The 10,830-nt window shown below is 66.6% G+C and carries 12 protein-coding genes; 3 read left to right on the forward strand and 9 right to left on the reverse strand.

All coding sequences use genetic code 11. The features are described 5' to 3' along the window. Positions 1-344: 344 nt before the first annotated feature. Complete coding sequence (locus tag ACVWZ5_RS24615; protein ID WP_084943688.1) at positions 345-896, forward strand: isochorismatase family protein; 552 nt, start codon at positions 345-347, stop codon at positions 894-896. Then, a complete protein-coding gene (locus ACVWZ5_RS24620; protein WP_457340925.1) occupies positions 893-1,975 on the forward strand; it encodes a DUF1615 domain-containing protein in 1,083 nt (360 codons plus the stop codon). Before ACVWZ5_RS24615 ends, ACVWZ5_RS24620 begins: the two co-directional genes overlap by 4 nt. A 187-nt stretch (positions 1,976-2,162) precedes the next feature. Here ACVWZ5_RS24620 and ACVWZ5_RS24625 read toward each other — a convergent pair whose 3' ends face one another. The 9 genes from ACVWZ5_RS24625 to ACVWZ5_RS24665 form a co-directional block, all read right to left on the reverse strand. After that, the gene (locus tag ACVWZ5_RS24625) at positions 2,163-3,032 is read right to left on the reverse strand and encodes a metal ABC transporter solute-binding protein, Zn/Mn family (RefSeq protein ID WP_028692190.1); all 870 of its coding nucleotides are present in this window, start codon (positions 3,030-3,032) and stop codon (positions 2,163-2,165) included. Next, positions 3,029-3,928, reverse strand: a complete 900-nt coding sequence (locus tag ACVWZ5_RS24630; RefSeq protein ID WP_096049935.1) for a metal ABC transporter permease — start codon at positions 3,926-3,928, stop codon at positions 3,029-3,031. The genes ACVWZ5_RS24625 and ACVWZ5_RS24630 overlap by 4 nt, the downstream gene beginning before the upstream one ends. Continuing rightward, the gene (locus ACVWZ5_RS24635; protein WP_084943684.1) at positions 3,928-4,674 is read right to left on the reverse strand and encodes a metal ABC transporter ATP-binding protein; all 747 of its coding nucleotides are present in this window, start codon (positions 4,672-4,674) and stop codon (positions 3,928-3,930) included. Before ACVWZ5_RS24635 ends, ACVWZ5_RS24630 begins: the two co-directional genes overlap by 1 nt. Beyond that, a complete protein-coding gene (locus tag ACVWZ5_RS24640; protein WP_084943682.1) occupies positions 4,671-5,582 on the reverse strand; it encodes a metal ABC transporter substrate-binding protein in 912 nt (303 codons plus the stop codon). Before ACVWZ5_RS24640 ends, ACVWZ5_RS24635 begins: the two co-directional genes overlap by 4 nt. Before the next feature lie 10 nt (positions 5,583-5,592). After that, positions 5,593-6,162: a DUF6162 family protein gene (locus tag ACVWZ5_RS24645; protein WP_028692194.1), complete on the reverse strand. Its 570-nt coding sequence runs from the start codon at positions 6,160-6,162 to the stop codon at positions 5,593-5,595. Then, on the reverse strand, positions 6,159-6,476 hold the full coding sequence (locus ACVWZ5_RS24650; RefSeq protein WP_028692195.1) for a hypothetical protein: 318 nt from the start codon (positions 6,474-6,476) through the stop codon (positions 6,159-6,161). The genes ACVWZ5_RS24645 and ACVWZ5_RS24650 overlap by 4 nt, the downstream gene beginning before the upstream one ends. Beyond that, positions 6,473-7,009 (reverse strand): thiamine pyrophosphate-binding protein, encoded by a 537-nt coding sequence (locus ACVWZ5_RS24655; RefSeq protein WP_096049936.1) that lies wholly within the window; start codon positions 7,007-7,009, stop codon positions 6,473-6,475. Before ACVWZ5_RS24655 ends, ACVWZ5_RS24650 begins: the two co-directional genes overlap by 4 nt. Then, on the reverse strand, positions 7,006-8,205 hold the full coding sequence (locus ACVWZ5_RS24660) for a PepSY-associated TM helix domain-containing protein (protein WP_096049937.1): 1,200 nt from the start codon (positions 8,203-8,205) through the stop codon (positions 7,006-7,008). Before ACVWZ5_RS24660 ends, ACVWZ5_RS24655 begins: the two co-directional genes overlap by 4 nt. Before the next feature lie 114 nt (positions 8,206-8,319). Next, positions 8,320-9,513 carry a PepSY-associated TM helix domain-containing protein gene (locus ACVWZ5_RS24665; RefSeq protein ID WP_062574338.1) on the reverse strand — a complete coding sequence of 398 codons (1,194 nt, stop codon included), beginning with the start codon at positions 9,511-9,513 and terminating at the stop codon, positions 8,320-8,322. A gap of 238 nt (positions 9,514-9,751) precedes the next feature. Between ACVWZ5_RS24665 and ACVWZ5_RS24670 the strand changes: the two genes are divergently transcribed. Then, positions 9,752-10,735, forward strand: coding sequence for a TauD/TfdA family dioxygenase (locus ACVWZ5_RS24670; RefSeq protein ID WP_084943674.1), 984 nt, complete (start codon positions 9,752-9,754; stop codon positions 10,733-10,735). The last annotated feature ends 95 nt before the right edge of the window (positions 10,736-10,830 follow it).

Here is a 10,830-nt window from a genome sequence, read left to right on the forward strand (position 1 = left end):
AGCGCTGCGCCCCAGGATGGGGCGTTCAGCGCGGTCCTCCCGGGAGCAAGAACGGAGCGAGGGAACCCCGGAGCGAAGCGCAGGGGCCGGATGAATGGAGCCAGCGGTTTTTGCCTACTTTTGCCCAAGAGCAAAAGTAGGTCGCCGTAAAGGCGAAAAGGTGACGATGCGTCACCATCGCCAATGAATGCGTATACAACTATAAAAACAAACTTTAAAACTATAGGCGCATTTAATTAAGATGCCAGCAGTTACCGGTTCCTCCTTCAAAACCAGCAGCCCCGATTGACGCCACCCCCCGCCTGGGTAAGGCTACCCCTTCCACTCAAGGCAAGAGTCCGCCAATGCTGATCGATCCCCGCAAGGCCACGCTGCTGGTCATCGACATCCAGGAAAAACTGATAGGCGCCATGAGCGACCCCGAGGGCACCGCGGCCCGCGCCCGCTGGCTGCTCGCGGCCACCGCCGAACTAAAACTCCCCACGGTGATCTCCGAGCAATACCCCAAGGGCCTGGGCCACACCCTGGCCGCCCTCAAAGCCGCAGCGCCAGCCGCCGAGATCGTCGAGAAACTGCACTTCTCCTGCGTCGCCGCCGAATGCCTGCCCCCCAGCCTGCTCGACCGCGAACAGGTAATCGTCTGCGGCATGGAGACCCACGTCTGCGTGCTGCAGACCGTGCTCGGCCTGCGGGCCCTGGGCAAGCAGGTGTTCGTGGTCGAGGACGCCTGCGACAGCCGTACCCCGGCCAGCAAGGCAGCGGGCCTGGCGCGCATGCGCGATGCCGGGGCGCAGGTGGTCACCCGCGAGATGGTGCTGTTCGAGTTGCTGGGCAGCTCCAGCCACCCGCTGTTCCGCCAGATCAGCAAGACCTACCTGGTCGGTGAACAGCCCTGAACGCCCGCCTGCTGACCGCCGCGCTGCTGGCCCTGGGCCTGCTGCAGGGCTGCGCCGGACAACGCGAGGAGGCCGGCGAGGCCGACCCGGCCAAGGTTCGCGCCCAGCTCCTGCACCTGCTGCCGGCCCAGGTCAAGGACCGCCAGGGCTGGGCCGAGGATATCCAGGTAGCGTTCCAGGCCCAGGGCGTCAGCCCGAGCAAGAGCAACCTGTGCGCGGTGCTGGCGGTGACCGAGCAGGAGTCCACCTTCAACGCCGACCCGCAGGTACCGAACCTGGGGCGCATCGCCCGCGAGGAGATCGACCGACGGGCGGCGCGCCTGCACGTGCCCCGGCTGTTGGTCGATGGCGCCCTGAGCACGCCCTCGGCCAACGGCAAGACCTACCAGCAACGGCTGCTCGCCGTGCGCAGCGAGAAGCAGCTCAGCGCCCTCTACGATGAGGTGATCGGCGGCCTGCCGCTGGGGCGCTCGCTGCTCGGCGGGCTGAACCCGGTGCGCACCGGCGGGCCGATGCAGGTCAGCGTGGATTTCGCCGAGCGGCACGCCAAGGGCTATCCCTACGACCACACGGGCAGCATCCGTCAGGAGGTGTTCAGCCGTCGCGGCGGGATGTACTTCGGCATCTCCCACCTGCTTGGCTATCCCACCCACTATGAGCGGCAGCTGTACCGCTTCGCCGATTTCAACGCCGGTTGGTACGCCAGCCGCAACGCGGCGTTCCAGGCGGCATTGAGCCGGGCGAGCGGGGTGTCGCTGGCGCTCGACGGCGACCTGATCGCCCCCGGTGCGATCCTGCCCGGCACCACCGAGCAGGCGGCGCGCAAGCTGGGAGCGAAGCTTGGGCTGCGCAATCCACAGATCAGGGCTCAGCTGGAGAAGGAAAATGGCCTGGAGCTGGAGGACACCGCGTTGTATCGCGGGGTCTTCGCCCTGGCTGAGGCGAAGGCGGGCAAGGCGTTGCCACGGGCGGTGCTGCCGGGGATCGAGCTGAAGAGCCCGAAGATTACCCGCAAGCTGACCACGGCGTGGTTTGCCGGCAGGGTGGATGAGCGTTATCAGCGCTGCATGAAGCGTTGAGGCGGTCCCTGTAGGCGATAGCCCAGCCCTTAGGGGCTGCGCAGTCGCGCAGGGAACTGTTCCTCTGTGGGAGCGGCCTTGCGTCGCGAAAGGGGCGCGCAGCGGCCCCAGGTTCTAAGCCACCATCAACATTGCTGGGGCTGCTGCGCAGCCCTTTCGCGACGCAAGGCCGCTCCTACAGAGGCGTTCAACTGTCGCCCAGCGCCTTGACCACCTGCTCGACGCTGGCCTTGAGCCCCGCCACGGTGTCGTCCGGATCGCTGTCCACCACCAGCAACTTCGCCCCGGAAGCGGCGATCGCCTCGGCCACCTTTGCGTCTGGCTGGCGATGGTGCAGCACCAGGGCCACATCCTGCGCCTTGAGGTTTTCCCCCAGTGCCTTGAGCGCGGCTTCGTCCCACTTGCCGTCGGCTGGCAGCGGCTGTTCGACCATATCCAGGTTCAACCCGCTGGCCAGGTAGCCCAGGCGCTCGGACAGGCTGACCACGGTCAGGTTGTCGACCTCGGCCAAGCGTGTCTGGCTGCTGGCGGTCAGCTCCAGCATCTGTCGTTTGAGGCCGGCGAGGTTGCCCTGGATCTTGGCCTTGTCTGTTGGCGAGAGGCGCTCCAGGTCGTTGGCGACGACATCGGCCATGCGCCCCAGGTTGGTCGGGTTCAGCCAGGGGTAGGCAGCGAAGGCCTCGTCGCCCTTGACCGCAATGCCGGGCAGGGCACCGTCCACCGGACGCGCGGCATCGATCTCGACGATGCGGATATTGCTGCGTCGGGCCATGGGGTAGAGCGGATCGTCACGCCAGATCGAGCGCACGCCGATCACCGCGTCGGCTTTCAGCGCCACCTTCTGCAGGCTGGCGCCGCCACGGCCACTGAAGTACGAGGGCTGGCGGCTGGCTGGCAGGTTGGCCGGGGCGGCGCGCTTGAGCTGCACCGAGGTGCCGTCGAGCAATACACTGGCCAGGCTGTGGGTCACCGGCAGGGTGGTCAGCACTTCGGTGGCACTGGCCAGCAGTGGCAGGCCACTCAGGACCAGGACCAGGGGCAGTTTGTTCAGGGTCATGCCGGGTTTCCTTGCAGGCGGGGGACGAGGGCGCGGGCCAGGGCCGCGAGGGCGAAGCAGATCCCGGCGACCAGGATGATCGCCGCGCCCGAGGGCACCGGCAGGTCAAAGACGATCGGCAGCAGGATGCCGAGCAGGGTGCTCAGGGTGGCGATGATCACCGAGACGAAGAAGAAGCCCTTGAGCGACTGGCTGACCAGCCGCGCCGCCGCCGCCGGGATCACCAGCAGGGCACCGACCAGGATCGCGCCGATCACCTTCACCGAGGCCACGGTGACCAGGGTCACCAGCACCACGAACAGGTAGTCGAGGGTCTTCACCGCCACGCCGCGCACCGCCGCCAGCTGCGGGTTGAAACTGGCCAGCATGATGCGGTTGTACAGCGGCAGGGCCAAGGCCAGCACCAGCACGGCGACGATGCCCAGCACCAGCAGGTCATGGGTGCTGACGGTGAGCACCGAGCCAAACAGCACGTTCTCGAGGATGTGTACGTTTATCTTGCCGGCCAGCATCAACAGCAAACTCGCGCCCAGGGCCAGCGACACCGAGAGGAACACGCCGATCAGCGTGTCCGGGGACAGTCCGGTGCGGTTGCGCAGGAAGTTGAGCAGGATGCCGAACAGCAGGCAGTAGCCGAACAGGCTGCCGTACGGGCCGGTGTAGGGCTCGCCGAGCAGGATGCCGATGGCCACGCCGGTCAGCGCGGCATGGCCGACCGCCTCGGAGAAGAAGGCGAAGCGCTTGACCACCACCAGGGTGCCCAGCCCGCCCAGCACCGGGCCGATCATCAGGCCCGCCAGCAGGGCGTTGACCACGAAACCGTAGGCCAGGGCTTCCGGCAGATAACCAGCGGTGGCCCAGTCCTGGACCAGCTGGCGGAACGATTCGAAACTCATCAGGCAAGGCTCTCGCTGCGCGGGTGGACGGAGAACAGCCCGAGCAGGCGCTCGGGGGTCAGGGCCTGGGCCGGCGGGGCGTCGAACAGCACCTGGCGGCTCAGCCCGGTGACCCGGTCGGCCAGGCGCAGCACCGCTTCCAGGTCGTGCTCGATCCACAGCACGGTGGTGCCGGCCTGGCGCCAGCCGTGCAACAGTTGCTCGAACACCTGGATGCCAGCCTCGTCGAGGGCCGACATCGGCTCGTCCAGCACAAGCAGCTGTGGCTCGGGGATCAGCCCCTGGGCCAGCAGCACGCGCTGGCGCTCGCCGCCGGACAGCGCGCCCATGCGCCGCTTGCGCTTGTCGAGCATGCCCACCCGCGCCAGCGCCGCGTCGATTGCCGGGCGCACGCGCCGGGACAGGCCGAGGAACGCCGGGCGGCGCTGGCACATCGCGGCCATGAAGTCGTCCACGGTCATCGGCAGGCCGCGGTCGAACTCCAGGGCCTGGGGCACGTAGCCGATCACTTCATGCTCGCCGGGCCAGTGCAGGGTCAGCTGGCCCTGGTGCGGCATCTGCCCGAGCAGGGTCTTGATCAGCGAACTCTTGCCGCCACCGTTGGGGCCGACGATGGCATGCACGCTGCCGGGGGCGACGCTGAAGCGCACGTTTTCGAGGATACGCGTGCGGCCGAGGGTGAGGTCGATGCCGTCGAACTCGATGCGCGGCCCACTGGCGGTTGTGAGATTGGCGGCGGCGGTCACGTGCGGTTCTCCTGGATGGCCTGGACCACCGTGTCGAGGTTGCGCTTCATCTCCACCTCGTACTTTTCCTTGGTGTAGTCGCCGTAGGAGATGTGCGTGAGCGGGTAGATGCGCACGCCGGACTCGCGGTGGATGGTGTCGACGTACGCTGACGGGAAGTCCATCTCCGAGAAGATCACCTTCACATCCAGGGCCTTGAGCTGGTCGATGGTCTTCTTCAGCTGTGCCGGGCTCGGTTCGATGCCGTGGGCCGGTTCCACCACGGCGGTGACCTCCAGGCCGAAGTCGCGCACCAGGTAGTCGTAGGCGGCATGGATGGTGGCGACGCGGAAGGTCGCGTCCGGCGCCTGGGTGACCTTGGCCAGGGCCTCGGCGCGCAGGGCGCGCAGGCGCTTGGCGTAGGCCCGGGCGTTCTGCGTGTAGAACCTGGCGTTGTCCGGGTCGAGCTTACCCAGCTCGCGGGCGATGTTGTTGACCTGGGCGATGGTGGCGCTGATCGACAGGAAGGTATGCGGGTTGACCACCTTGCCGGCGCCGCGGGCGGCGATGCCGGTGGCCGCCAGCAGCGGCACGTTGGCATTGGACTCGATGGTCTTGATATCGGGTTTTTCGCTGGCGGCGATCATGCGGTCGGCGAAGTCGTCATGGCCGACACCGTTGAGCACGATCACGTCGAGGCTGCCGATGCGCTTGATGTCCTCGGCGCGGGGTTCGTAGGCGTGGGGGTTGAAGCCGGCCGGGATCAGCGGCACCACCTCGGCCTTGTCGCCGACGATGTTGCTCACGTAGCTGTAGTAGGGGTGCAGGGTGATGCCGATGCGCAGCGGCTTGCCATTGTCGGCGAGGGCCACGGCGGGCAGGGCGCAGGCCAGGAGCAGCGCCAGGGTGCGGCGGGCGAAGCGGAGCATGGGCAGGTCCTTAGTGACGGTGTTGACGGGTGACCCCGGCGTCGTAGTGGGTGACGATCTGCTGCCAGCCGGCGGCGATCAGTGCGTCGCTGTCCAGCGCGTCGGGGGGCAGGGCGGTGCTGTCGCGGCGCAACCAGACATCCGGCTGGGCATCGCTGGCGGCGGGCAGGATCACCAGGAAACTGCCTGCCACCTGGGCGTCCTGGCTGCGGCCCAGGTAGGCGCCGTTGGCCAGCAGCGACCACTGGTGGCTGCCGCGGCTCTGACTGCTGGCGTCGCTGACGAACGGCGGCAGTCCCTCGTCGGCCAGGGCCTGTGCATCCGGGGCGGTGCCGTTGTCCTCGCGCAGGGCACGGATCTCCTCGACGGCCACCCACAGGTCGGTGTGGATGCCCTGTTCGGCGGCATTGAGGTCGCGACGGGCGTCGAGCTGGTGGGCGGCGATGGCCTGTTCATCCTCGCGCTCGCCGCGCGCGGCCACCACGCTGGCGGCCAGCACCACGATCAGCAGCGCGGCCAACAGCACGTAGAGGGTCTCGTGCCCGGCGCCGGCCGGGCGCACCACCTGGGCGCGACTCATGGCGCACCGATGTCGGCGTGGTCGACTTCCACCACATGGCCGGGGCCGGCATCGAACAGCACGTAGAACTCACCGTCGGGGCGCTTGAAGGTCAGGGTCGAGTCGTCGCCGAGCTTGCTCGCCACCAGCACCTGCTCGTCGTAGCCGATCACGTCCAGGGTCACGCCGGGGGCGCCGCTGCCGTCGGAGAAGCCGCCCTTGCAGGTGATCTGCTCGCCGTGTTCGGTGCACTCGCACATCGGGTTGTGCGCCAGCGCCGGGGTGGCGGCCAGGGCCAAGAGGGGCAGGGCGAGCCTGCGCATCAGCTGTTTCATTTGTTGCCTCCTTGTTTCTCGAGCCAGGCCGCGGTGGCGGGGGATGCCTTGGCCAGTGGCACCGAGGCCTGGTACATCTTGCCGTCCCAGCCTTCGATGGTGATCCAGATGTCGGCGTCGGGGCGGGTGCGCGGCGGGATCGGCAGCGAGGTGCCCATGCGCGCCGGCGCGCCGAAGAAAATCGTGCCGGCGGCACGCAGGCTGCGCGGCTTGCCCACCCGCAGGTAGATGGCCTTGACGCCTTCGTCGCAGCTCTTGCAGGCGGCGTTGAAGGCCTTGAAGTAGCCGGCCGGGCCCTCGGCACGCGGGGCTTCGTCACGCAGTTCGGCCAGGTCCAGGGTCCAGCGGCCGACCTTGAGATCCTCGACGATGTTGGCGCCCAGGCCGCTGTCGCCGCGGAACAGGCTGGCATCGGCGAAGTACTTGGGCATGAAGCCCAGGGGAATGAGGATCAGCAGGATGTTCAGGTGGAAGCGCCATTTCAGCCACAGCTGCTTCGGGCCGCTTGGCGGCAGGGTGTCGGTCTGGCTCAAGGTTGGGCCTCCAGGGTGGTTGGGCTGGCCGCGGCGCGTGAGCGCGGACGCTCGCCGCGCTTGAGGGCGGCGAGGGTGGCCTGGGTGGTGCGTTTGGTCCAGATCAGCAGGCCGCTGAACACCATCAGGGTCAGCACCAGGCCGAAGAAGAACCAGATCAGCTTGATCGCCAGGCCACCGAAGTCACCGGTATGCAGCGGGCGCATGGATTCGGTGACGAACTCCAGGGTGGAGCGGTCGCCGAGCAGGAACTGGCTGTCGACGTTGCGCGTGTAGGGGTTGACCTCGGCGGTCTGGAACATCAATGGGTACCAGCCGCGCCCGCCCAGGCCATAGTGGCTGTAGGCGGTGGCGGGCAGGGTGATGAAGCTGATGTCCAGCCCGGGAATGGCCTCGGTGGCGATGCGGGTGGCCTCGTCCAGGTCGATGCGTGGCGCCGGGCTGCCATCGACCGTCTGCGGCACCTGCTGGCGGGCGATCACCGGCGTGATCGGCTCGCTGGAGATCGTCACGTGGTTGTCGGCGAGGATCGCCTGGATCAGGAACCAGGTGCCAGTGATGGCGATCACCGCGATGAACCAGATCGACCACACGCCGGCCAACCGGTGCACGTCGCCCCAGAAGATCCGTGGGCCGTGGCCGGTGCGCAGGGGCTTGAAGAAACCACGCCAGAACTTCTTGTACACCACCAGCCCCGTGACCAGCGAGGCGAGCATCGGCAGCCCGAGCAGCGACACCAGGTACCAGCCCCAGCTGTAGCCGTTGGTGAAGGGCACCAGCCACCAGCCGTGCAGGGCGCGGGTGAACGCTTCGAAGTCGAAGTCCGGGCGCTGGCCCTGGATAGCCCCGGAGTAGGGGTTGACGTAGAGCAGTGCGTTGGTGCCGTCGGCGCGGGTCACCGAGGCCTGCAGGGCGAAGTGCGAACCGTCCGGCTGGCTGAAAAAGCGCACCGCCAGGTCCGGTTCGGCCTTGTGCATGGCGTCGAGCACCTGCTGGTAGCTCAGGCGCTGGCTGTCGTCGTCGGGCTTGCTGGCGCGCACATCGGCGTTGGCCAGCCAGACGATCTCCTGGCTGACCACCGCGAGCATGCCGGTGAAGCAGACGATCAGGACGAAGAACCAGATCGGCAGGGCAAGCCAGCTGTGGACCAAAAACCACAGCTTGGAATTGGATTTCTTTCTCGATTGTCGGGCCATCGCTCGGTCTTCTGCATATAAAAATACGGTCGAGTCTGTGCTCAACCTGAAAGGCTGCATCAGTAAGGACGAATGAGAATCAGAAAGCTGCCAAGACAAATGAAAGAAAATGTTTCAAGAGCTGGACGTGACCTCCGTCGAAACCGGTGCCTTGGCCACCCGCGCCTGCTTCTGGCTGCGCTTGAGAGCGTTGGCGGTGGCCAGGGCGGTGCGTTTGCTCCAGATCAGCAGGCCACTGAGCACCATCATGCTCAGCAACAGGCCGAAGAAGAACCAGATCAGCTTGACCGGCAGGCCGCCGAAGTCGCCGGTATGCAGCGGGCGCATGGACTCGGTGACGAACTCCAGGGGCTTGCGGTCGGCGAGCAGGCGCGTGGCGTCCACCTCGCCGGTGTAGGGGTTGATCTCGGCCTTCTGGTACATCAGCGGATACCAGCTGATGCCGCCGATGCTCAGGTGGGCGTAGGCATTGCTGGGGAAACCGACATAGTCGACGTCGAAGCCGGGGATCTCGCGCTGGGTGATGCGCACGGCCTCGTCCGGGCTGATCATCGGCGTCGGGCTGCCGTCGGCGGTCAGTGGCACCTTTTCCCGGGCGATCACCGGCACGATCGGCTCGCTGGAGATCGATATGTGGTTGTCGGCGAGCAAGGCCTTGATCAGGAACCAGACGCCGGTGATGGAGATCACCGCGATGAACCAGATCGACCAGATACCGCTCAGGCGGTGAAAATCGCCCCAGAAGATCCGCGCGCCCTGGTTGAAGCGCAGGGTCGGCTTGAAGAAACCTTTCCAGAACCGCTTGTAGATCACCAGCCCGGTGACCAGCGAGGCCAGCATCGGCAGGCCGAGCAGCGACACCAGGTACCAGCCCCAGCTGTAGCCGTTGGTATGCGGCACCAGCCACCAGCCGTGCAGGGCACGGGTGAACTCCTCGAAGTTGAACGACGGGGTGACGCCCTGGATATGCCCGGTGTAGGGGTTGACGTAGACCCGTACCGTGCGACCGTCGGGGTAGGTGACGTCCGACAGCATGGCGAAGTGCGCTTCGCTCAGGGTCATCAGGCTGGCCACGGCGATACCGGGCTGATCGCGCTGCATGGCCACCAGCAGTTCGTCGTAGTTAAGCCGCCGGGCCTCGTCCGAAGGCGGGTTGGCGCGGGTTTCCGGATTGGCCAGCCAGACGATCTCGCGGCTGATCACCGCCAGGGTGCCGGTGACGCAGACGATCAGCACGAAGAACCAGATGGGCAGGGCCAGCCAGCTGTGCACGAGGAACCAGATTTTCGAGCGTGACTTTTTCGACATGGGGTACGCAGTGTCATTGGCGAAGTTCAGGGGCAAAAGCCCGGCCGTATCAGAAAGAGACGCATGAGCAGGGCAAAACCTGATGAGCCAATTGCAAGCAAGTGTTTCCAGGGCGTCCTGCGGGGTGTGGGCGCGGTCGACTAATTTGCCCGCGCTTCGAAACGTCCTCCTATCACCGGACGCGAGCGTGCCCACGGGCCGCCGGTCCCTTTCATCGAATGTGTACAGGAGGCCCGTCATGGGTGTTGCTGTGGGATTTACAGTGCGTCCGCTATTGCCGGAGCAGGGACGTTTGCCGTTGCTGGTGGAGGCGGGTGACGACGACACCCACCTGTTGGAGGTGTTCGACGAGCTCAAGGCGCTGGTGGATGAACACCTGCCGCGCGACGGTGGCATCCTGTTTCGTGGATTCCGCCTGGAGGGCGCCGAGCAGTTCCGTCAGTTCGCCGCCAGCTTCGGTCATCCGTTGCTCAACTACGAGTTCGGCTCGACACCGCGTACCAACGTTACCCAGGGGGTCTACACCTCCACCGAGTACCCGGCGCACCAGCATATTCCGCTGCACAACGAGCAGGCCTACTCCCGCGACTGGCCGATGAAGATCTGGTTCTACAGCATGATTGCCGCCCGCAGTGGTGGCGAGACGCCGATCGCCGACAGTCGCGAGGTCTATCGTCGCGTGCCGGCGCATATCCGCGAGCGCTTCGTCAGCAAGGGCCTGATGTACGTGCGCAACTTCGGCAACGGCCTGGACGTGTCCTGGGAGCAGGTGTTCAACACCGAGGACCAGGAGGAGGTCGAGGCCTACTGCAGGGCCCATGGCATCACCTGCGAGTGGAAGGATGACGGCGAGCTGCGTACCCGCCAGGTGTGCCAGGCGGTGGCCCGGCACCCGGTGACCGGCGACATGGTCTGGTTCAACCAGGCGCACCTGTTCCACATCTCCAACCTGCCGGCCGACGTGCGCGAGAGCCTGCTGGACATCGTCGACGAGGAAGACCTGCCGCGCAACGTCTACTACGGTGACGGTTCGCCCATCGAGGACGAGGTGCTCGACGAGATCCGCCAGGTGCTGGAGGACTGCAAGATCAGCTTCCCCTGGCAGGAGGGCGACGTGATGATGCTCGACAACATGCTCGCCGCCCATGCCCGCGCGCCGTTCGAAGGCCCGCGCAAGGTGATCGTGGCAATGGCCGAGGGGCATTCGCTGGACCAGGCCTGATTTGCCGATCCCCAGGGCTGCTGCGCAGCCCTTTCGTGTTCCGGCAGGCCGGCGCGAATTCTTGTGGGAGCGGCCTTGCGTCGCGAAAGGGGCGC

Source organism: Pseudomonas sp. TE6283 (assembly GCF_054060555.1).